Origin of the sequence: Nostoc sp. XA010 (genome assembly GCF_020829625.1) — a bacterium.
GTDB lineage: Bacteria > Cyanobacteriota > Cyanobacteriia > Cyanobacteriales > Nostocaceae > Nostoc.
Genome location: NZ_JAIVFX010000038.1, coordinates 22,534 through 45,150, shown reverse-complemented (window position 1 = coordinate 45,150; position 22,617 = coordinate 22,534). Strand labels below are relative to the sequence as shown.

18 protein-coding genes, 2 rRNA genes and 2 pseudogenes are annotated in these 22,617 nt (G+C 43.2%); 7 read left to right on the top strand and 15 right to left on the bottom strand.

Features of this window, described 5'->3' with window-relative positions; translation table 11 throughout:
* Window positions 1–374, top strand: a 23S ribosomal RNA gene (locus LC608_RS30845); the annotation flags it as partial.
* 91 nt (window positions 375–465) lie between these two features.
* Window positions 466–583, top strand: a 5S ribosomal RNA gene (gene rrf, locus LC608_RS30840).
* 579 nt (window positions 584–1,162) lie between these two features.
* Here rrf and LC608_RS30835 read toward each other — a convergent pair.
* The 3 genes from LC608_RS30835 to LC608_RS30825 all read right to left on the bottom strand — a co-directional run bounded on the left by LC608_RS30835 (window position 1,163) and on the right by LC608_RS30825 (window position 3,763).
* Entirely contained in the window at window positions 1,163–1,489 is a 327-nt protein-coding gene (locus LC608_RS30835; RefSeq protein ID WP_229557197.1) for a hypothetical protein, read from the bottom strand.
* Window positions 1,490–2,033: 544 nt separating this feature from the next.
* On the bottom strand, window positions 2,034–2,498 hold the full coding sequence (locus tag LC608_RS30830) for a hypothetical protein (RefSeq protein WP_229557196.1): 465 nt from the start codon (window positions 2,496–2,498) through the stop codon (window positions 2,034–2,036).
* The gene (locus LC608_RS30825; RefSeq protein ID WP_229557195.1) at window positions 2,495–3,763 is read right to left on the bottom strand and encodes a ParM/StbA family protein; all 1,269 of its coding nucleotides are present in this window, start codon (window positions 3,761–3,763) and stop codon (window positions 2,495–2,497) included. The genes LC608_RS30830 and LC608_RS30825 overlap by 4 nt, the downstream gene beginning before the upstream one ends.
* A 195-nt stretch (window positions 3,764–3,958) precedes the next feature.
* Between LC608_RS30825 and LC608_RS30820 the strand changes: the two genes are divergently transcribed.
* Window positions 3,959–4,168, top strand: coding sequence for a hypothetical protein (locus LC608_RS30820; protein WP_229557194.1), 210 nt, complete (start codon window positions 3,959–3,961; stop codon window positions 4,166–4,168).
* Between the two features lie 10 nt (window positions 4,169–4,178).
* On the opposite strand, the pseudogene LC608_RS30815 reads toward LC608_RS30820, so the two are convergent.
* Both LC608_RS30815 and LC608_RS30810 read right to left on the bottom strand, forming a co-directional pair.
* A pseudogene (locus LC608_RS30815) lies at window positions 4,179–4,433 on the bottom strand (four helix bundle protein); the annotation flags it as partial.
* Between the two features lie 131 nt (window positions 4,434–4,564).
* Window positions 4,565–4,732 (bottom strand): four helix bundle protein, encoded by a 168-nt coding sequence (locus LC608_RS30810; RefSeq protein WP_229557192.1) that lies wholly within the window; start codon window positions 4,730–4,732, stop codon window positions 4,565–4,567.
* Window positions 4,733–4,798: 66 nt separating this feature from the next.
* Between LC608_RS30810 and mobV the strand changes: the two genes are divergently transcribed.
* Window positions 4,799–6,592 (top strand): MobV family relaxase, encoded by a 1,794-nt coding sequence (mobV, locus tag LC608_RS30805; protein ID WP_229557191.1) that lies wholly within the window; start codon window positions 4,799–4,801, stop codon window positions 6,590–6,592.
* A gap of 85 nt (window positions 6,593–6,677) precedes the next feature.
* Here the strand turns inward: mobV and LC608_RS30800 are convergent, their stop codons facing one another.
* From LC608_RS30800 to LC608_RS30790, 3 genes and pseudogenes are all read right to left on the bottom strand, one after another.
* On the bottom strand, window positions 6,678–7,145 hold the full coding sequence (locus LC608_RS30800) for a hypothetical protein (RefSeq protein WP_229557190.1): 468 nt from the start codon (window positions 7,143–7,145) through the stop codon (window positions 6,678–6,680).
* A 97-nt stretch (window positions 7,146–7,242) separates the two neighbouring features.
* Window positions 7,243–8,538: pseudogene (locus LC608_RS30795) on the bottom strand (IS4 family transposase); the annotation flags it as partial.
* Between the two features lie 245 nt (window positions 8,539–8,783).
* Window positions 8,784–9,026, bottom strand: coding sequence for an alpha/beta fold hydrolase (locus LC608_RS30790; protein ID WP_229557189.1), 243 nt, complete (start codon window positions 9,024–9,026; stop codon window positions 8,784–8,786).
* Between the two features lie 594 nt (window positions 9,027–9,620).
* On the opposite strand from LC608_RS30790, the gene LC608_RS30785 reads away from it, so the two are divergent.
* Window positions 9,621–10,037, top strand: a complete 417-nt coding sequence (locus LC608_RS30785; RefSeq protein WP_229557188.1) for a hypothetical protein — start codon at window positions 9,621–9,623, stop codon at window positions 10,035–10,037.
* A 1,643-nt stretch (window positions 10,038–11,680) separates the two neighbouring features.
* Here the strand turns inward: LC608_RS30785 and LC608_RS30780 are convergent.
* The 3 genes from LC608_RS30780 to LC608_RS30770 form a co-directional block, all read right to left on the bottom strand.
* On the bottom strand, window positions 11,681–12,439 hold the full coding sequence (locus LC608_RS30780; RefSeq protein WP_229557187.1) for a Crp/Fnr family transcriptional regulator: 759 nt from the start codon (window positions 12,437–12,439) through the stop codon (window positions 11,681–11,683).
* Window positions 12,440–13,092: 653 nt separating this feature from the next.
* On the bottom strand, window positions 13,093–14,376 hold the full coding sequence (locus tag LC608_RS30775; RefSeq protein WP_229557186.1) for a HAMP domain-containing sensor histidine kinase: 1,284 nt from the start codon (window positions 14,374–14,376) through the stop codon (window positions 13,093–13,095).
* 396 nt (window positions 14,377–14,772) lie between these two features.
* Window positions 14,773–14,982, bottom strand: coding sequence for a hypothetical protein (locus tag LC608_RS30770; protein ID WP_229557185.1), 210 nt, complete (start codon window positions 14,980–14,982; stop codon window positions 14,773–14,775).
* A 281-nt stretch (window positions 14,983–15,263) separates the two neighbouring features.
* On the opposite strand from LC608_RS30770, the gene LC608_RS30765 reads away from it, so the two are divergent.
* Window positions 15,264–16,274 (top strand): PleD family two-component system response regulator, encoded by a 1,011-nt coding sequence (locus LC608_RS30765; protein ID WP_229557198.1) that lies wholly within the window; start codon window positions 15,264–15,266, stop codon window positions 16,272–16,274.
* A gap of 76 nt (window positions 16,275–16,350) precedes the next feature.
* On the opposite strand, the gene LC608_RS30760 is transcribed toward LC608_RS30765, so the two are convergent.
* The 4 genes from LC608_RS30760 to LC608_RS30745 form a co-directional block, all read right to left on the bottom strand.
* Complete coding sequence (locus tag LC608_RS30760; protein ID WP_229557184.1) at window positions 16,351–19,722, bottom strand: primase-like DNA-binding domain-containing protein; 3,372 nt, start codon at window positions 19,720–19,722, stop codon at window positions 16,351–16,353.
* Entirely contained in the window at window positions 19,722–19,955 is a 234-nt protein-coding gene (locus LC608_RS30755; RefSeq protein ID WP_229557183.1) for a hypothetical protein, read from the bottom strand. Before LC608_RS30755 ends, LC608_RS30760 begins: the two co-directional genes overlap by 1 nt.
* A gap of 276 nt (window positions 19,956–20,231) precedes the next feature.
* Window positions 20,232–20,954: a hypothetical protein gene (locus LC608_RS30750; RefSeq protein ID WP_229557182.1), complete on the bottom strand. Its 723-nt coding sequence runs from the start codon at window positions 20,952–20,954 to the stop codon at window positions 20,232–20,234.
* Between the two features lie 94 nt (window positions 20,955–21,048).
* Window positions 21,049–21,261, bottom strand: coding sequence for a hypothetical protein (locus tag LC608_RS30745; RefSeq protein ID WP_225893030.1), 213 nt, complete (start codon window positions 21,259–21,261; stop codon window positions 21,049–21,051).
* A gap of 237 nt (window positions 21,262–21,498) precedes the next feature.
* Between LC608_RS30745 and LC608_RS30740 the strand changes: the two genes are divergently transcribed.
* A complete protein-coding gene (locus LC608_RS30740; RefSeq protein WP_229557181.1) occupies window positions 21,499–22,614 on the top strand; it encodes a ParM/StbA family protein in 1,116 nt (371 codons plus the stop codon).
* Window positions 22,615–22,617: the final 3 nt, after the last annotated feature.

Below are 22,617 nucleotides of genomic sequence, written 5' to 3'. Positions count from 1 at the left end.
TTGGATGATGACAAGCTCTTAGTTTTGGTTTGAGAAATTGTGAAGGTAGGTCTGGCAAGGGTTGTAGAGCTATTGTTTACAAAACTTTACAACGTGTCCCATTTTGCACGTATCCCGGCTGTACCCCTAGTACGAGAGGACCGAGGGGAACGCACCGCTGGTGTACCAGTTATCGTGCCAACGGTAAACGCTGGGTAGCCAAGTGCGGAGCGGATAACCGCTGAAAGCATCTAAGTGGGAAGCCCACCTCAAGATGAGTACTCTCACCACGTAAGTGGGTAAGGCCACGGGAAGAACACCCGTTCTTAGGCGGTAGGTGCAAGTGCAGTAATGTATGCAGCCGAGCCGTGCTAACAGACCGAGGGCTTGACCTCATTAATTATTGGTTTTCAACAAGTTGCTGTGTAATCAAGAGGGTTTTGTAAATTTCAAAACTATTTTTAATTCTTCTTTTAAATTAATTTTCCTGGTGTCTATTGCGTAGTGTCACCACACTGAACCCTTCCCGAACTCAGAGGTGAAACGCTGCTGCGGCCACGATAGTTTAAGGGTAGCCCTACGCAAAAATAGCTCGATGCCAGGTTTTATTATCATAAAAAGCCTTTCTAAATGTAGTTAGAAAGGCTTTTTGTTTAGCTGATAAGATGGCTTAATATTTAGCGCTTAAGCCTTATAAGCCTTTACCAGCATTTATCAACAACAAATCCATAGATTCAACGCTTTTTCGTTTCTCACTTTGTCCCTGCCGGAAGGGCGGCGGTAAGCTTGGTCGTTATACGCCTGACTTATTCAAATCGCATCAATATAATATAGTCAGTAGTTACACGTAATTAGTCAAACGTGTAATCGATGCCTCAAAGTCTTCTAGATTCATTGATGTCTACAGCTTACGCCTAACACTACCTCAGATGGTAGTGAGCCACGCTCATTTGATTGTTACCTCGCTTTCGCCACTACCGCCAGAAAAATACCCCCAGAATATGGGGGCGATTGATGTGGTTGATGTGCTTAAAAGGACACAATCGAATAATGAGAGTTCGCTATAAGGATTTCTGTATATATGCCCATCTTAGAATGAACTGTCGGTGGATGTCTTCGGTGATCACCTTTTCTTCAAAATCGCTTCACAACAACTTTTCAATAACATGGCTATTTACACTGTCTATGAAGAAACACCAGCTTCAGATACAGTAGCCCCTACATCTGGTTTTACCTCCTTCGCCTTCTTTTCAAAAAGCTGAATTCCCGCGTCAATAATCTCAAACCCGTTTTCTGTTCGCACGCCAAGCTTGCCCGATACAGCCCCAGCCCAGTCTGCGAATTCCGAGGCGCTAGTTTCAGCCTTACGCCAACTTTTGGCGTTAACTTGAGCGGTGAAGACTATGCCGTTCTGATCGGTCAACTCGATTGCAACTTTTTTATTTTCTGCTGGTGTAGCTGTTGGTAGTTCGCCACTAAATTTTATTGTCACTTCGCTTTTGACTTCCATACCTTACCCTTGGCTCATCATCAATGAACTTTTTTTCGCTCTTGATTTTATCAGGGCTGACGAAAAACTTCGCATACTAAACATTATTTAACTAAAAGGCATTTATAAGGTATTTACAAGGATTTTTTTAAAAAAGGCATTTGTAAGGTAAACCAATGGCATTTCAATGGCATCTGAATGGTAAATATAAGGATTTATTTAGACCTTTAACACTGAAAATCACCGTTTTTTACAAAATGCCTCTTTTTTGTCAAAAATAAGGTAAAACAATGGCATCTCCAAGGTATTTACAAGGTAAACATAAGGTAAATACAAGGATTTTGACCCCAAAAACCTAATTTACCACCCTGATTTCTTCCCCAAAAATTCCTGACTAAAACTCTCGCACAGTACGCCAAAATATAGGGCCAGTTTTTTTTGAGCCAAAACTAAAAAAAGCAAGAATAAACTCTAAATACGACTGAAAAAATACATAGTCACGACAATTGCCGCCTCACAGTTAACAGCTACAACTGCTCAGGCGATTCTTATGCTAGTTCTTCGCTCAATCTCCTCCAAAAATCGCATCCAATTCTTGAGACGAAGCCTGACCTTGAACTATTGAAGCGGGTCTGATTGAATCAGCCGCTTCTCCCTCAAGCTCAGGCGACTCTAAAGCATTACTCTTGTAGCTTGGGGCATTGACCGCTACAACTGGTGCAGTCAACGCTGGCTGTGACAGAACAAACTGCGGTTGTTCCACACCCAGAGCAAAACGCATATAACTACCGTGTTTATTCAACGAGTCCTGCGCTTCCCAACAAGCAAAACGGATCTGCTCTGGCGTAAAATTACCGCTTGAATATCGCGCCACTGGCAAGAAAGCAGCCACCAAGATATCAGCCATCTTACGCTGTGCCTCATCCTTGGGCAACGAGTTCAAGTAATCGACAACCTCCGCTAAAACATCACCCTCATAAGGCTGAAGCCGCAAACTCAGAGACTTGCGTTTCTTTTTGCTTTGGTTCATTGACTTGTCTCCATCCCCAACAAATAATCAAACATCCCAAAGCAGTCCACCAAACGCGCTGAGGTACTATACCTATACGTTTGCTGCTCATCTAAATTAAAAGTTTCTTGCACCTGAGTTATAAAACCACTACCCCAAACCATCGGTATCATTGGCAATTTGTCGTCTTTGGGGATGTATTGACCAGTTCTCTCGTAAACACTGCTATACGTATCTATTTTCTTGAGTTGCCATGCACAATTAAAATATTTCTCCAACTCAACTTCTACATGGTAAGCAGCGCCCCCACCGATGATTACTTCGTTCAACGGTCTGGGTAATATTTTGTCCATCCACCGCTGTAGCTTATCCCAATATTGGGCTGTTGCCACTCTGATTGCATCAGCAATATGAGAAATTTCTTTTTGTCTTAAAGTGGGGTCTTTCGCACTTGCTAGGGCTTGTATTCGGTCAAAAGTTATCCAATCAGGGCGTGCCGAGCAATTACGGTCTTTGCTGTAGACCTTATCAATAATCGTGTAGCGTGCATCAAATATTGCCGAAGATAAACGCTCTCGGTCTAAACCGCTCGTCATATCCAGCACGATATCCAACATATTGGCAAAGCCCAACAGTGGACTATCCCCCAGCTTCAGTTGCCCCCGGTCAAAATAAAGTGCTGTCGTGTTCCTGTGACCAAACATCAACACCGCCAGTTGGGAAGTGCGTAACCAGTCTACCCCCTGCTGTTTGATTCGCAGTGCTGCTAATCCCCCACCTTCAGGACGGCACAAGAAACGCTCTAAGTTCACCTTTAAATATTGTTTGCGTACCGTAAAATTAGCCAGCATCACCCGTAACTGTTCTTCAAAGCGGCGGCGATCGCTGTACTCATTCCACGGCAGAAGTAACGCCAACTCCAAATTAATTTGTTTTTTCGCCGTCACCTTAACTAAGCTGAGTTCAACAATTAAGCCAACAGCACTCAATACTTTCCACAAGGCATTCTCATATTTGAGTTCCTTAATGCGGTCAAGCGGATCAAAGTTAGCCGCGAACTCACCCAACACCACCACTCTGTTATTCCACTCAACCCACAGTTGTTGGTCTGGTGAAGGGCTACCAATCCAGCCCAAGCGTTCCATGAAAAAATTAAGTTTATCCTTAGTAATCTCTTCTATCGCTGGTGGCAGCAGAACATAATTTGGTTTAGTCTGGTCATCCACTTGATAAATTATCTTAGTTTGCGACCCACCAACGTCCACGCTGAGGTAAATGTCAGTCATGCAAATAGCTGGTTAAAACGATGATTTGATCTTAGTGCAGATTTAGAGCAGATTGGCACTGAATAAGTGCAGATATTGCACCAATTTAGCACAATCTGGCACTCGTGATTCACCTCGGTTCATGACCCTAAATGCTGATTTTAGCTGACCAAATTGTGCCAAGTTGCTCAAGATTTGTGCTGAGTTGCTCTATTTTTGTGCCAAGAGGTCGCTTTGCAGCAGGAGTGGGTGCTGTTGCCGCAGAATTTCGCCTCGGTGTACCATGTTGGTGGTGTACTCACTACACTTCTGCGCCCTGCGGGTGGGCTGCGCCCATCTTTCGCTTCGCTCAAGACGCAGAAGTTTCGTTCGCCCCTGCGGGGAGTTTGCACCCTATTGGCACAGGGTGTAGGGTGTGGGGTGTAGGGTGTAGGGTTTACTTGTTTTCCAGAGAGCGAATAAGACCTTGGAGTAGCCTACCAACTAATTGACACTGAGCAAGAACTGGATCAATTGTTGGGATTTCTGCAAGTTTTATTCGTTTAGATAAGATTAGGTGGGTTTCCAATTCTTTAAGTGAACCTTGCGCTATATATAAAAACTGAAGATACTCTCCTCTACTTCTTCGTCCATAACCTTCAGCAATATTAGCTGGAATAGATACTGCTGCTCTACGGATTTGTGATGTCATCAAGAAGGGTGTGGGGGTTAGGGTGTGGGGTGTAGGGAATACGGCATTGGACGGAGCTTGGGACTCCGCCCAATGCAATCGTCCTAAAAAACGGGGCTTGTGTCCCGATGGTTGTTGGGGCTAAATATTCACTACACCCAACACCCCACACCCAACACCCCGCCCCAACGGGGCTTGGTCATCCCATAAGTTTCTTCTTTTGGAAAGGATTTTGTTACGAAATAGCAGGCTTCTGCTAAATTCATCCCCTCCTGCCAAACTTGTAAATCTTGATAAGACTGTATTGGAGATTTACTCATCACTAATTCCCTTTATCTCATCCCCCTACACCCCACACCCTACACCCTACACCCTCCTGAAAACCAATGGTGGCTTTAGCGATTCTGCGCGTTGAAAAACTCAAGTCTTTCGGCAACATTGGCGGTAGTGAAAAACATACTGCCCGTTTACAAGATACCCCAAATGCCGACACCACTAAAAAAAATATCCGGCTGATTGGCATGGAGGATGATTCACCGCTTGAAGTTTTGGTGAAAAACAAGATAGCCAACACAACTTTACACAAACCGCGCAAGGATGCCGTGCTGTGTAGCGATATTTTTCTCTCGGCATCCCCAGAATATTTTCGCCCCGATAATCCATCAAAGGCAGGCGAATGGGATAACCCCCGAATGTTGGACTTTGTTAAGGCTTCTCGCAGTTGGCTAGTCAACAACTATGGTGATAAGTGCGTCAGGGCAGAATTGCATTTGGATGAAGCTACTCCCCACATTCATGCCTATGTTGTACCCATCAACCAGAAAACCTTGCAGTTAAGCCACAAAGAAATGTTTGGGGGTAATGGTCGCGCTGCCAGCATTAAGTTATCCAAGTTGCAAGATAGCTATGCTGCTGCACTCGCTCCTTTGGGCATTGAACGGGGGGTCAAGGGCAGTAAGGCAACCCACACCAAAGTAAAGGAATATTACCAAGCGGTTAACAGTGAACCACTCACTGCCGTCTGGTCGAATAAAAAACTTGAACCCGAACCTTTTGAATCAGCTACAAATTACGTTGCCCGGATTCAGAATGATGACCAATTCCATGTCCTCAACCACCAACTGGCTGACCGCGCTTTCATGCAAGAGCGACTAGAGAGTGCAGAGCAACGGGCTAGGGCTAGTGAGAAGGAACGACAGCAACTAGAGAAGCGGGTGCGATCGTTAGAATCTCAGACCAATCAATTGCGCGACTTGCCACTTGTTGATGTGGCTTGGGAATTGGGGCTACACAATAGCCAAGGAAAATGGAAGGGTCACGGACACATCATTAATATAGATGGGCCCAAATTCTACGATTTCGCCCCCGATCAACAGAAAGGCTCAGGTGGGGCGATTGACTTGGTGATGCACGTTAACCAATGCAATCTGCGTCAGGCGGTCGTCTGGTTACATGAGCGATTTGGTGAAGCTGGAGCAGAACGAGCAGCGATAGCAAAAAGTCGTCAAGTGACTGCTGAAATTATCCAGTTAGAACCACGCGACAAATTCAGGCTACCAGTTGAGGATAAAAGCAAGTGGTCTTCTGTCTCCAACTACCTGACCCAGAAACGGGGGATACCATCAAACTTTGTGGAACTTCTGCATAAAAGGGGGTTAGTTTACGCTGATGATCAGCAAAACGCTGTGTTCGTCATGCGGAATCTATTAGAAGAACCCCAGGCAATAGGAGCATTCCTGCGGGGGACACGGGGCGAGAACAACACTTTCAAAGGTTACGAAAAAGGGACTAAGCGGCGTGATAGCTGGTTTCACTTCCGCTTAGGCGGACAGCCAACTGAACCTGTAGAGAAAGTGGTGCTTTTGAAATCGCCCATCGATGCCGTTTCTTTTGCCATGCTGGAATATCAGCTTAGAGGCGACGTGCCACCCAATAGAACTTTGTACATGGCGGTAGATAATCCCAAAAGCTTACCAGTAGAGCAATTGCAGCATATTCCTAATTTACAAGTGGCTTTTGACTCGGACGATGAGGGTAATGCAGCTGCACGAGTTGTTAAGGAATTGCTGCCACAGTCATTCAGGATCAAGTGCAAGGCGGCAGATTGGAATCAGCAGCTTATAAATTATGGGCAGCAGTTAAAGCAACAGCAACAGCAGGAGGAAGATTTGAGTCTTTAACGGGAATGACTTTATGTAGTCAGTGCAAGGAGATTTCAGGCTCTATATTCTCAAATCACCTCAATTTGACCCACTGCGGCGATCGCTACTCTTGCTGAACTGTAATCTCACTCACAATGCCATTTAGCAATTTCGCTAGTTCATGAGGACGACTCAACATAGCTGTATGTCCTGTATTCAGAGTTAAAACCTTTGCTCCAATGTTTGCTGCCATCTCATCCTGTTTTGACGGTGGCAGAATACTCTGATCTTGCAGCAACTTAATGTAAGTGCAAGAAATCGACGGCATTTGTAACCGTGAAACTAACTCGTAAAATATCGCTGGTGGTTCTGGGTGCTTACCACCTGCCAAGACTTGTTGCACTGTTGCCTCATCCATATCATTGCAAAGGGTTTTCCGCATATCTTCCTCCACAGCTTTATCCATGAAGGAAATCTTCCACGCCATTAATCGCAACCACACTCCAATTCCGAAACGTTCAGACGGACGGAAAATCGAAATCGCTGAATTTCCTTCTGGCGGAATATTGGCTCCCACAAAAACGATATGCACCACTCGTTGGGGTAACAACGTTGCAACGGTCGGGGCAAGAACACCACCAATCCACTCGTAAGAGGTTAGAGTGATTGCACATTTGTCAAGAGGGTGCAGGAAAAGGAGAGAAATCTAGCTTGGAGACTGGCTTTCGCAGATATTTAACCACGCCTAAGTCTTGATTCTCTGGGGCAGCGAAGTACTTAATCGGGTCATCCGCTTTGCCTTTGTCATTTGCGACGCTAAAATGGTACAAACCGCGAAATATCATCTCCAAAGAAATGCGGTCGAATGGTAGGGATAATTCGTCTGCAACAGCATCTCCTAAGTCAATCAAAACAGCATAAAATAACCAAGTAGCCCAGACTTGTAGCTTGATACCATTAATAGAACCAGTCCACAAATAAGATAGCCCCAGTAAACGTTTTACTGCGTAGAAAGCTTCTTCAACTCTCCATCTTCGACGATATAAATCTGCAACGACATAGGGAGGTAATATTTTGGGGTCAAGGACAGAAGTAATGTAAGAATAGCTAGTTTTACCAATTTTAATTTCGATTAAACGTAAAGTGAGAACTGGTGCGCCACGACGAACAGTTCCAAGTTGAATCAATCGGTCTTTAAGCGAATGGTCATAGCTAAAAATCTTTAAGTATTTAATAGATGCTCTGGCTTTTAAGCGAGTAATAAAATTAACTTCTTGGTCAATAAGTTGTTGCAAAAATTGGAAATGATAAAAACCTCTATCAAGTAAAATTAGAGTTTTAGGAGATAGTAAATTTAGTAATGCAGTTTCAAAATTGGTGTCTGATGCTGCGGGATTATTGTTAAACCAAACCTCGACGGGTAAACGAGTTACCAAATCAATAACTGTACAAATTTTTCCGGCTAACTGTCCTGTTTTTAAGTCTTCCAGGCTTTTGAGCTTGCGAAATAATGCTTCTAATGTAGAGCCATCAGCTATCCAAATATGTTCAAAATTCGCCCGTGCAAACTTAACGCTGTCTGGCAGTGTTCGCCTAAGTCGTTGCTGCCAATTTAATTGTAACTGAGGTAGTAAATCTTTAAAGACCCGCTCAAATAATTCAGCAGGGAAAACTAAAAATCTTTCTGATAATGATTGTTGAGCAACTTTTGTGGGATGACACCATAATAAACCTTCTCGTGCTAACAGACGATTCAACTCTTGAACGCCAGGAACTTGTCGCCACAACAGTGTTAATACTGCTGCTACCATTAACGATAAATTAAGAATCCTGTCTCGACATCCTAACTGCTTATAATATTTTTGTTGAGCAAAAACTGCTGGGGTTAATAAAGCTTCTAAGCGTTTAGCGATCGCTTCATTATCTATAGTCGGAGTATGATGTCGTTGTGCGTGGTCAGAGTTGACTTTTGGTCGCTTGGACATGGTAGAAAACCAAACTTTTCATTACCTCATTTGATCATTGAATTTACCTAACAATGTTGTCCACTTTTTACATCGTTACAATACTTTTTCATCTGCTGTTTAAGCTATTAAAGACTTTTAAGATAATGATAATCAAAAATAGGGGGAGGAGGCGAGCGTCCCTCGCCTCCTCCCCCTTCCCTCCACACGATTATCATTATTATTAAGGATGTTTTGAGTATTTTAACTGATTGACAAAAAGCGCTTTATCTTAACCTTTCACCGATGCCACCAATCGAATGGGCAACTAAAATCACTCGCTCAAAGCCTGCTGATTCAATTTGCGACTGAATATATTTTGCAGAATCAGTAATACTCAATCGATTCAGGTTTGTCCCTGGAACTGCACGATGCACAGCCAGCGCCGGAAATTCGAGCAGTGGAGTTATTCGCTCCCAAACCCATGTATCAAGTCCACCACCATGAATTAGTACAAAAGCCAAATCCATTTCTGAGTCCTCCATACTCAATAGATATTGTACGCAATCACCTCATCAGCAGTCGGAGATCATCAGCAGTCGGAGAACTTGAATCTTTAAAAGTCAGCCTTGACGAGAGTGAACTGCACAGTGACTTTTGTAGCATAACAGTAGTTCTTTAGTAGTTATTTTTGATGAAAGTGATCTTGAATTCGCTTTGATCATCACTTTTTTTTCAAAAAAACTTACCAAACTTTTTGGCGTACTGTGCGTCAAAAAATCATATTATTCTTTTCTCGGAGCATAATATCACTGTGATATTTAAAAATGCAGAATTTCTGACATTTTCCATTGATTTGCCATTACTGTGCCATAATCCTGCCATTCAAATGCCATAATTCTGCCAGTTTTAACCCTAATTCTCAATAGTGATAATTAGTTGAGAAATAACTTTTCACTCCTTCCATTCATTTGCCATTCATTTGCCATTGAGATGCCATAAATCAGCCATAATGGGAGCCAATTTTTGATAATACATAAATTTGCCATAATTCTGCCATTGGGGTAAGTTTTTAGTTCGCATACGAAGTTTTTGACAAGGAACTCTCTAGCGTTTACCAATTTGTGGCAGTCAAAAAGAATGACAATAAAATCGGTCAAGAAAAAAATGAAATTGATAATGAGCTAGGGGTGAGCTATGTCTACCCCAAAATCGGACATACTAGAAGATTCAAACGTGCAACTCTAGAGAAGCAGGGTAGAGAACTGGTATTTACCCATGATGAACGAGGTGAGATTTTCCGAGTGGCAGTCAACCGAAACCAGTCAGGTGAGCTTGAGTATTCACCAATTAATCTAGGGGAAGTAGAAACAGAAGATATAATCTTTTGGCAAGAAGCAGAGCGCGTATTGCAACAAATAAGAGAAGAAGCTCTTCGACAAGAAAGAAGACAGACTAAAGGAATGTCTCTCGCTTGTGATGGCGCAACTAGGCACCGATCAAGCTCAAATCTGTACCGTATTTGCTGTGCTGTTTCTTAAATCCTTTGTCAGTAAACCTTTCAAGACTTAACGCGAAAAGTCAGATTCTAAAATTATTAAAGAGATTTTAGGGTATCAGGGGGGCGCAATTCGCTAGGGGGAAGCAGATTTTGGAGCAAATCAAAAAATCTTGATAATTACTTAGTATCCGTTTTTAGCGGTTTTTGGGTGGATACTACATATATGAGGCGGAGCAGCTCATGGTAGCTTGATAAGAACCTATTAGTAAGTAAGTCGGTGCAATAAAAGCAAACTATGTGAAGAAAAGTAAACAAGGTTAAAACCCTGTTTCCCTCTGCTTCCTGTCCCCAGCAAGAACTGCCTTATCCCAACGATAATTATTTACGCCGACCTCCTTAGTACTTAAACGAAAAGTTACCTATATGGATATTAGTAGTCTTAGTCGTGTGGCGAAAACTGACTTTCGTAATTATTTATTATTAAAAATTTATATTTTCGTTAAAAGGCTTTTTAAAAACATTTAATTTTTAAAACTAAAACTTTTAGCTGCAAAGACTAGAGGTTTTAGTTTTTGCATTATTTTATTGCACTAACACAATGTAGCCGCATCAAACCTTAATCTGTGGTGAATCAGCTGTCAACAGAGCGCACTTATCCACAGCAATTGCAAAACCTTTTCATTTATCTCGCCTGACGGATACTCAAAGCCGCAGGTAGGATTTTGGTTTAAATGAAGTAGGCATTTAGGAGAAACGTTTCTCCTAAAAGAATTATTTGCACCTTGGTATCAGGTGGTATCGCTTGAAATATAGATATTCGACACCATACACGGCAGTCACGGCAGTATAGCTAAGACTGTCATCGCTTTTTCCCAAGGTTTAGTTTAATATGATTGGTCGAGTTAAATTTCTTTGATGAAATTAGAGTGTTATTCTTACTCATTTATTTGTCTTTTACAAACATCTCGGCTCAATCCCTTGAAGCATAATCATTATGAAGCGAGAAGTTACAGGCAACCAACGGTTACCTGTAAAATAACATACTCCTATTTTCCGTTACATATTATTCAACCTAAAGCTGTTTAACTACTGTAGATACACTGAATGTTTTTTCTAGTAAAAATTTCTAGCTTTAACGTGTCGCCAAAGTCCTGGAGGCTGTTCCCGATGAATTGGGAAGCCTCGTCCGTCTTACGGCGGGGTAGTTCACGCTGTAAGAGGCATCAGCGTGTCAACTTAACTAAAGTGTTAGTAGATTGATTAGTTGTTGTAAAGAGATTTTGAAGAGTCAGTGAGCGCCCAAGTCCTTGAGAGATATCTTGCTACTATGGGCACATATACCGAAATCCTTATACCGAAACAGAGTTATTCTCTTCTGTTCTTTAAAGAACATATACCACATCATTCGCCCCCAGAATATGGGGGTATTTTTATGGTGGTAGTTGCCAGCGTTCGCGCCCTTGTATGAATGAATCGAGAAGACTTTGAGGCTTGTATTCCACGTAATAGCCCATACGTGTAGCGCAACTATATAATATTGATGTGATGATGTTTTAACTCAACTTGCTCCCTAATTGCATGAGAGTCTCTATAGCTTTACCTAGATTTCAACAATTATGCTGAAATTCTAGCGTTTTTGTTTTGTATTTATTATCATTAGCAAACTACACATGAAGCCATGCTTTATCTTTCTAGCTTAAACCTTAGCAAGCGGTCGTATTCGTCTTTGATTACCCCATAACACTCGCAGGAGGTCTCTTCTAGGCTCTGCGGATCAATGATTTTGATTTTCTTTCTGCTGCATTGGATGAGACCTTTCTCTTGAAGACGCTGGGCTGTCTCGGTAACACCAGAACGGCGCACGCCCAGCATATTGGAGAGGAACTCATGCGACAGGAACAGTTCATCCGAGGCAAGACGGTCACTCGATTCGAGCAGCCATCGGGCCATGCGTTGTTCTATAGTATGAAGGCGGTTACAGGCAACGTTTTGGGAGATTTGCGCCATATAAGCCTGCGTGTATTTCAGCATCACGTCGCGCAGCGATTTATTGGTATCGAACTCCGAAAGCAGCAAATCTGCTTTCATTTTCATCGCTTTGCCCGGAACCTGGACGATGTACTCAGTCTGCGTCGTCTCCCGACCGCCCATGAAGGCGTTGATCCCTACCATCTCGCGGCTGCCGACCACTCCGGCTTCAACCGTCATGCCATCCATCATTGTGATTGTTACCGAGATCAGGCAGGTGAGAGGGAAGTAGACCTCGTTGATGGTTTCGTTGGGGCGGTTAAGTATCGAGCCGGATGAAAGCTCGACCTGCTCCATGTTGTTTTTGAGATGCTCGTACACATCAAGGGACAAAGCAGCAAGCAGAAGGTTTTTAGTATTAGGCAAGTGTGACACAGTGCGGTGTGGTTGTGTACTACCAATGTTTTTTAGCATTACTAATGCTCACGTTAAGCAAGTTACAATTCAACGAATATTAAAGCTGTGTAACAGCTAAAACTATTATGTTACCAGGGCGGCCGCATCATGTCAACAAGACTAATCTATTCTCAATAGATGTAAAATTAATCTCATTAAACCCTGCTTATTGACAAAGATTTTAGCGATCGCTTTGAGCCTTGGAAAATAAATCAAGCCAGAAATACTAATTTTTTCGTTGATTCTCAATTTCAGTAGTCATTACGTATACTTTAGATGCGTTCGCCCTGATTATGTTACCTACCTAACATAATAGCTTTAGCTGTTAATCGCGTGCCAGTAGCATTACCCTTGCTGCCTCTATTATTCAGAGGGCGAGGCTAATCGAGTATGTTCGCGGTCAAATGACTATCTTTGATCGTGATGGTCTTGAACCCACTATTAATGTTCAAATCCCAAAATTTTTGGGAATACTAAGTTTACGTTTTTACGAGACATAAATAGATACTTTACAACCCTAGATAAATTGCAATCTCGATAGAGTTGGTATTTATCCAGGGTTTTTTATATGCAATAGGTTTATTACCCCACAGTATGTCCTTACCTCTGCATTAGAACGAAATCCCAATTTCTTGTCGGCTACAAGTCTATTGAGGGTGCTATTAAATCCTTTAATCCTGCTCTATGCTCCAAGGGATTTGCAGTGTAAAGGTGATCCACTTCTGCTCACTAGACACAATAATGGTGCTTTGAAGTTGTTCCACTCGCTTACGAAGCAATGCCAGCCCCAATCCTGTTCCTCTATGCTTCCAAGGGTTATGACTGGGAATGCGGTGGAATTTATCGAAGATATGAGCAAGTTCATATGTAGAAATTTCTACACCAGAATTGCTCACGCTTAATCGCAAAGCTGACGGTGTGGCACGTAGCAATACTGCAATAGTTTCGTTGGCAGGAGTATATTTGTAGGCATTGTTGAATAGCTCCACTAGAATACCCTCTAATTGGAAGAAATCAGTAGTTAAGACAGGTATTTCAATCGGAATATCTATGTGCAACTGTTGCTGCTGAGTACAAAATCGTTCTTCAAAAGGTTCAATAATCTGAAGAATCCATGAACTAAGATTCTTGCTGGTCAGCACTAATGGTTCGGTCTTGGTATCAAGACGAGTTAAATCCAGCAGGTCATTAATCAGATTCATTTCTCGCTGGCATTCATCTCGTAAAATTCGCAGATAACGAGTGGCACTACTGTGTTTAGCTTCAAGTATCTGTGATTGTTTCAAAATAGCTTCTAACATCTCAACTGCCATTCTGATGTTAGTTATGGGTGCGCGTAACTCATGTGAAACTGTACTTACGAAATCATCTTTAAGATGATTCAATCGTTCAAGTTCCTCAATTCGCTGTTGAGATGCCTGATAAAAACGGGCTTGACGAATAGCAAAAGCACATTGATTTGCGACCTGTTGCACCACCCCGATTTCTAGCTCACTAAAGGCATCCGTTCTCTGTTTGAATAGCCAAAGGTCTCCTAAAATGGCTTGATTATCAATAATAGGGCAAGCCAAAATTGCCAACGGCTTGCGAACCGCGCTGACATCTATTTCACAGAATTGGAAATGCTCACCTTGCAGAAGCTGACGGTACACTTCAGGGAAAGCGTTCATGAAAACTACCTGACCAACAGATGAAAGTGACGAGGCAATAGTTTCATATTCAGAGGTTGTGTACTGATAAAGGACAGTGGAAGTGGCAGATTCGAGGTTATAGGAAGCTGTATGGCAACAGATTGTGCCTAGCACGAGGGTTAATTCCTGCACAACCACTTGCAATATCTGACCTTCGTCCAGACTGTTGCGAATTTGATCAGTGATCCGTTTGAGTCTTACTTCAAAGTCCAGTGCTTGCTGCAACTGAGCGATTCGCTTTTCTACCTGGCGTTCAAGCTCCATATTGAGACGTTCCAAAAGCAGTTTCACCTGCTTGCGCTTGGTGATGCCGTGTAATTTTATTTAGATATGAGGCGACCGATGAGTGCATAATCACGCCATCAGATAAGGAACCAGACTCGCTATTTTAAAAATTACTGATTATATGCTGTTGATATGCTGTTGATATGCTGTCGAAATAATACCATTGCGTCTACTAACTTATTTATCTATCTCAGGGAGTAATTGAAGGAGGCAGAAGGAAACTGCCCTCTGCCTCCTACCTTCTGCCTTTTTTCGCGTGGGACATTAAACCAATCATCATCATTGGTTTACAAGTTGTGCTTGCACGACCTAACAAGAAAGTTGAAGCCGAACGCTGCGAGACATTGGCGTTCAAAGGTACAGGGTAGAATGGCACTAAGTTAAGCTGAAGGGTAGGCGGCGTAAGGATTGCAGAGGAGCAGGGGGGCAGAGGAGAATTTCTCTTGCTTCTTTCCGTATGCCTCTTGTGTCTGTCCGTATGTTTCTTCCTTCTTCTTTCTCCCCTGCTCCTCCGCTCCTCTGCACAAGAGCTACCTCAACGATTTTCCCTTTTCTTAGTGCCATTCGGTACAGGGTATTCCTCATTAGGTCGTCTCCATCACTTTCCAATTAATGGATTGAAGATTGGCAACGATTCGGCTCTGACCGGGCAGCCCTTGTTAAAAGCTTTGTACTAAGGAGCCAAATGTCTGAAACCGTACAGAACCCTAAGTTTGAGTGTGTAATACTCAGTGAGCCAAATATTAAGCTGTCGGTTAGAGAATTTTTCTCTTTTGACAGCTTTGCTTTTAGAACTGAAGGCTATAAAAGTTGCAACTTGTAGGCGCAACATTTTAGAACTACATAAGAAATAGTTGATGACAATAATGAAAGCTACTCATCAAGAAAACCAATCTTTAGTTCTCATTGTTGACGATGAAGCATTTAACCGTCAACAACTGCGACTTTTGCTAGAGCAATCAGGATATCGAGTAGCCCAAGCAAAAGATGGCACGGAGGCAATAAATGTTTTTCAACAATTGCGCCCAGAACTAGTACTGCTTGACACCATCTTGCCAGATATGAAAGGGTTTGAGTGTTGTGCCAAGTTGCTGAGTATTGACTCAACTAAGTACACCTCAGTTTTAATGATTACAGAACTTGAGGATACTGAGTTAATTGAGCGAGTATTTCTTGCAGGGGCAATGGACTATGTTACCAAACCGATTAACTGGCAAGTTTTGCGTCAACGGGTAAGACGTTTGATTGAGCAATCGCAGCTACATCAAAAACTCCTTGCCGCTAACGAAAAATTGCAGCGATTAGCTACGTTAGTTACTATCGATTTTTTAACTCAAGTAGCTAACCGCCGACGGTTTGAAGAGTATATAGACCAAAAGTGGCGGCGCATGGCACGCGAACAACAGCCTTTGTCTCTCATCCTACTTGATGTTGATTTCTTCAAATCCTACAACGATACTTATGGTCATCAGGCAGGCGATCGCGCTCTTAGGGAAATTGCTAAAGCCATCAAAGATGTTGTTCAACGTCCTGCTGATTTAGTTGCCCGTTATGGTGGGGAAGAATTTGCTCTTGTTCTACCTAATACAGGCGCATTAGGTGCTACGGGAGTCGCACAGAGAATTTCCTTTGCTATTCAAAGGCTGGCAATTCCTCATATAGATTCACAAGTTAGTTCTCATGTAACCCTGAGTGCTGGGTTAGCCACAATAATTCCTGAGCCGGGTTCTAACTTTGACGAAATAATTGCAGCAGCGGATAAAGCACTATATCAGGCAAAGGCAGCAGGACGCGATTGCTTTAAGCACAATAACCGACTTATGGATATGAAGTGCAATATGCGAGCTTCCGTCAGCCAAATATTAATGGCAGGATGAACTGATGGGACAGCACAATCAGTGACGAAGAGCGTCACAGCCAGCCTTAAAAGTAGACATCGCTTTCATCCACTGCCTAATCATGCAGAAATTTTATCCAATCACTCCTAAAGATTTCTAATTGGCATACTTTACCTTTAAAGCCTCGATAATCAATTGTTGCGCTACAAAAATATGTATCCATTAGTTGAACGCTCTTAATGATTCCTACTTGCCACTTGCGAAGACTGTCATTGAAAAATTCAACTTTATCCCCAACTTTCAATTCCGGGCGAGATAATTCGCTTTCTCGTGTATTTATCAATTCACCATCTGGTCGGCGAACCATAATTGAGCCATCTTCGGTGTCTATTCGAGAAACAGACACCGACTGTCCACAGTAGTTAGCTTTATCCCCAACTTTCCATTGTCCATGATCCAGGCTGACACCAATATTTGCCACATCAGCTGATTTAACTGAATTCGCAATGACTGGGGCCGAAGCTAGCGCAGTGTTTACTTGTGGAGAAGCATCTTGGTGAGTAGAAAACCCAGCTACAGCAGGGGTGTCCAAGCTGTCCAAAGAGTTTTCGACAATATTTACTTCCTGGACAGGCTCAAACCCAGTCACAGCAGGGCTGTCCAGGTTGCCCACCAAGTCTAGGGGGACTGAAGGGTTATCAGTTAAATTGACAAATTGATTAACTTCACTTTCAGAATTTAACTCATCTTTTTTTTGCAATGCTAATTCTTGGGGAGGGACAATTGGACAGGGTGGACAGCCCTGCTGTGTAAGGGTTTCAGGCTGTCCAGGGTCAAATCGAAGGGTATTTAGTGGGTGGACAGGGTGGACAGTCTTGCTGTGTAAGGGTTCTGGCGTTTTGGTAGGATGAAAAAACTCCTCGAATTCTTCTATTCCCCCTTCAAGGCATTTATCTTTAAAGCAATACCAAAATTCCGCCCTGGAAAGTGAAGAATCCGGTGGCCCCTCCGGTACTTTCATCTCAAAGACCCCAGCCAGTGGTTCAATGAATGCAAAGTGGGACTGAATTCTTTCGCGCTTTCCGTTGACCGTGGGTGTCCAGCTACGTTCCTTGAAGTTGTGGGGCAAGACTGTTTTTAAATGACTAATAAATTTGGACATCCCCAAAGGTGCATAACCATGTTCCCGGCAGTAAAGTACATACCAGCTGTGTAAACGACTTTGTGGGATAAATGTTTCGGTCGTTGAAGGGCGTAAGCACAAGTCCACAAAGGATTTGGTCGAGTCCCCGTACAAAGATGCTTCTAGCGCGAGATTCTTCGCCCGATCCGAACTTGGTGGCGATAACAAAATGCGATCGCGTTCTGCTCGTGGCATTGCTAAAGCCCAAGAAATTATGTCCGACTTCACCTCTTGTAGCTTCAGCCACAAGTCTGGGTCAGGGGTTACATCTCGGTTTTTTACTGGGATTGGGTAAGCTCGACGCATCCAGCCGTCTCCAGCATTTTCGATTTGTAGATGACTTACAGAGGCAACCCAAAACCGAATGTACCACTGGATTGAATAAGCTACTGGATTGAATAAAGCGCGTCCGCTCATTGGCCCATTGTCAACTAATTCGTAAAAAGCTCGGACTCCTTCGGCATAACCTCCTACATCAGGGAATCCAAATATCCGCTTTCCACTTAAATATTGATGCCGTCCTTCAGGTGTAGAAATATCCGCAAAATGTGTGGCGCTACTAGAGCCGGACTCGCCAAATAAACTACTCCAAAACCTTCCCAATGTCCCCTTGCCTCCACCACTTAAGCCAATTAAGTGGGGAAACCGACCATAAGGGGCAGTTGGGTCTAAAAACATACTCGTGAACGCCCGAATCACTTCAACCAATTCTGACCCAAAGCTTTCATTTAGAAATTTGAGAAAAACTTCTGGGCATGGTTTGTTGGCTTCGTAATCGTGGGGAATAATATTAGTGAGGTAAAAATCTTTGCGATGAGGCATTTGTTCACCAGTTCGCAAGTCAACGACACAATTGTTAAACCCTAATAAATGAGTATTGGTTGGCAGTGGTTCAGCTGGTTCTAAGCGACTGCGGCAATATTTAAAGGCAGATTCCTTGTGTGCGTTAGTTTCGTAAGGTTTGGTTATTCTCCAACCAAATGTCTTTGTGTAAGAGAGCTTGTAAGCAGATTCTCCAGCGTCAGCGAGGAGCTTGTAAGCTTTATTATCATCTTGGTGCTGCCATTGCTTATTCTCTTGTGACCACTTGTAAAAGGATGAATTCAGTACCATCCATTCTGTTTGAGGAAAGATTTTTCGGTAAGCCCAGCCATCAAAAGTACCCGCCGTTACGCAGTTAGAGTAGGGTAAATTCATGGATTGGCAGACGGATTTGTAGAATGCCTCCGGGTCTGCTGGGTCAATATCTATACTGAAATTAGATAAATCTGTAACTTCTTTTTCAATAGTTTCAGACTCTGCCAACTCAAGCGATCGCTGCGCTACGGCCGCGTGGATCTCCTCTTCTAGCCTGCGGATAAATTCTGGTGTTTCCATTTGCCCCAAAATTTCTTTGATGTCACTTGATTTATATGGTAAATCGGGGCAGATGTCGTGAGGGTTAATTCCAATAAATCCAATCCCAACCTCGGCTGCACAGTCCTGGCAGGTCTGGAGTTTCTTTAGCCCAGTGTCATCGGGGTCATGCAGAAAAACGATTAATCCTATGCCTGCTTCAATTGCGCGTTGATATTCGGGCGTGATAGTCTTTTTATCCCATCCACTGCCCTGAAACGTAATCCCAGCAAGACCATGCTCCCGACCAACTTCTACGCATCCCTCGCCTTCATGCTGGAGTAGTGCCGGGGTTCCCGTCACGGATTTAGCAGCAGCTAGAGCTTCATCAATGCGATATGCTCCCCAAGGCAAATCGCCTTTTTTCATTTGGGGTGTGCCATCTGAAAGCCTATGCCATTGCCGAAAGGTCTTGCTGTAACCTTTCTCCTTATTGGCATCTGGCCACTGGTAGCGAACCACCCATTGCGATTCTGAGTAAGGATAAATTGTTTCGGTGGCACTGCCCTCAACATCTTTTGGTGGTCTACTCGTTAATTTTTGAGGTTGGGGAATATCGGTCGCAGTATCCGTCAACATCACCAAACCTAATTCACCATCTGGAATTGGTGCTGGTTTGGGCAAGATTCTCTTGGGCTTGGGTATTCTCGCTTTTGGGGAAGTCGTGTAATTAGCCCCTGCCCTTTCTGCCACTACTTCAGCCCAAGGTTTAATCGCCTCTCTGATGTCCTTACACTCACAATTATTGAAGCATCTGTACTTCCCGGTTTCTGGGACAATAGATAAGTCATTACCGCCACAAACTGGACAAATAAACTTATTTTTAGCTTTGGACGGTTCTAGCTGGTCTTGAAAATTTCGGATGTCGAAGGAGGAAAACGCCTGTTGATTGGAGAATTGTGCAACCATTACGCGATACCTCCTTGAAGATTATTTACTTTTTGGCAATTGCTTAATACATAAGTTGGCGATTGTTTCGGTTGAGCCAGTGCATAGTTAGGCTGATGAAAGCGATCGCAGACTGTAAATTCTCCTATTGAGTAGCACCAGTCTGGTTTACCGCAGTGGGGGCAAGGGTTCGCAATAGTTGCGAATAGCAGCTTGCTGGTAGTATCAGTATGAAATAGCTGTTTTTTTGACACTTTACAAATCCTCCATTATGTGTGTTGGAGGAATTGGAGCTATCCCGTGGCAGTAATCTTCTAGTACAAACGTTCAAAAATCAGGCTTTGCTAAAACTCCTGAAACGCTCTTTACATCTGGTGAGCCAGTATTACATTGGCTTTACACCAAATCGTGTAAGATAAAATTACTATTAGGGATACTAATTAGGCTGCGAAACCCAATCCCCAATTCCAAGTGAATAAACTTAGAAAGCCCCGTTGTCCTAGCAGGAAGCGGGGTTTTCGCTATTTATTCTATTCATATTTGCTTAACCAATTTCTGACAAACTCGGTTACTTCCTCCTCTGGAATTACAAATGCACTACCTTTTCTCTTGAGAACTAGAACTTTCATGTTTCCTATCTCCGTATAAAGATGTTCTTTGTGATTTGGGGATGCCTTTGTCGGAGGCCATAAAACCAAAACTCTTGCTGTGGGTGTCTTTTGCGCTTCACGCGAAGACATCCCGAACAAATCTCTATTTTTGTCAAACCAGCTTTTGTAATCTGCCAGTTCAACTAGAGGGCAAGGTTCCCAAGTCCCTAAGCGATTCTTTTTTCTTCTCACCTGCAAAACCTCTTTGGCTTCGTTGTAGACAATCAAGCTGTCTCCTTTCGATCTGATGGAGATAAACAGGTGGGTTTTCCCAGGAAACCTAATAAATAAGTCTACAGGGTTCTTGTCTTGTATTTTCAGTATCGGAAAGACTTGTATGCCTTTGCTTTTAAACTCTTGCAAAAGTAGGGTTATTATTTTTTCCAGCCGCACAAGTTTTTGAACTCGTACTAACGGCTTGTAAGCCAATGCAAAAGCAAGCCAGCCAAACGGATTAATGAAGCTGCCTGTACCAAGCGCAACACCACCAGTCACTAGAGCCAGACCAGATTCATGGTCTATCGCCTCCCTAATCCACTCTAACGCCGCTTCGTTATGCGGCGGAAGTTGAAAATCGGTTGCTGGGTCTTTCACGGTAGTCATTGGAGACATCAAAATTAATGATGTGAAATTATACGAACTGTACTGATAGTAATGCTTTACACTACATTTTTGAACTAATAGCCATCTATTAATGTCATGTTTGGCGATCGCTTGCCTCTACTCTTCTGTAAGCAGGAGGATACTTGGACGGAAATTTAGCTCTTATGGCTTGTTCCACAAGAAACGCTACGAGATTAGCTGTGGCTCTACCTTCTTCATCAGCCCATATTTGTAAATCTTCATAAACTGCATCCGGTAAAACAATAGTTGTTCTCTTAGTCATGTCGATGAAAGTTTCTTTATTCATCGATTCTAGCCTCATGTGGTAATTGTCTTTGCTTATTTCATGCTATCGCATTTTATATTCATGCGATTCTATGCTAATATAGCATTAAGCAAACCAAAAACAGTCACCCCACAAAGGCAACAGAAGCCAGAAAGTGATGCTATGGCTTGCCCCTAACTGGATATCTGGATTTATCGTGATTTCACTAAAAATCAACGTCAAGCCAGAAAAAACAAGACTTTAACAAACAACAGAACCATGACAACGACATATACCAATGCCAAAAATTGGCTAGTTCAAGCGGAGTTGTTAGCCAAATCCGGGCTAACTGACCTCACAGGAGGTAAAGATGCAGGTGCAGGGTATGGCAAGGCAATCATCGGTGATTTTTCGATCATGATGCCTGCCGTATACTCACTAGTTCGCAACCGAAACATCATGCACCACGAAACCATCTCAAAAGATGGGGCATGGGTGCGTTATGTAGAAGGAACGCGGCTTGACTTAAAAGATGTTCAATTCTTCTGGGGCAGTGCTGCTCTAGCTCAAAGTGACCACACCCTGCTGCACGAGGACAAAGCGAAAAAAGCAGAACTAGCACTAGAAAGCATTCTTGCAGACTTAGCCGTTCTGAATATTCCCGATGGAGTCAAACTTTCAATTAGTTTGAGCAACCACAACCCAGAACGCTGGGGCCAAGAGATTAAACGCCGAGTAGAAGGGACTCACACCTTTGAACATCTGCACCCTGTAACCCGTTCCATTGTCACCAAGACAGTTGAAATCGTAGTCACAGGCATTTATCCCGAAGGTTTTGGAAGCATTGCCCACTGCTTATTCGGTGAAGCATCCCTGGTGCTTGACCCGTCAGAATTAGCGATCGCTCTCGATATCGGTTCATCGACTTGGTTGATTACGGTGTTCAACGGCAGTGGTGCAGTGATTGACCGTCACTTGATTGAAGGTGGAGCGGGTGAACTGCATTCGATGATTGCAGAGGCACTAGACAAACGAAACGACCGAGTGAGTTTGCTGTCCAAGGATGTGAAGCACTCGCCCAGTCTCGTTAACCAGGGGATTGTAGAAGGGACTTTCACTTATGGCGGCAACCATCTGACAGGTAAGAAGTTCGAGGCAGAGTACAGCCAGTGTCTAGATGAGTGGTGGTCAAACAGGATTGAGAAATTCGCCAACTTTGTCACTGCTGGTAATTATCTAGACCGCGCTAAATACCTTGTCGCCTGGGGTGGGGGTGTTTCGCTGCCAGTAGTGGATCAAAACTTAGCCGATTTAGGCTTTGTGGTCTTAAACAATCCCCAATTCATCAATGCTTTGGGGTTGAAACTATTAACTCAAATATCTTTGGGAGCTTAATTA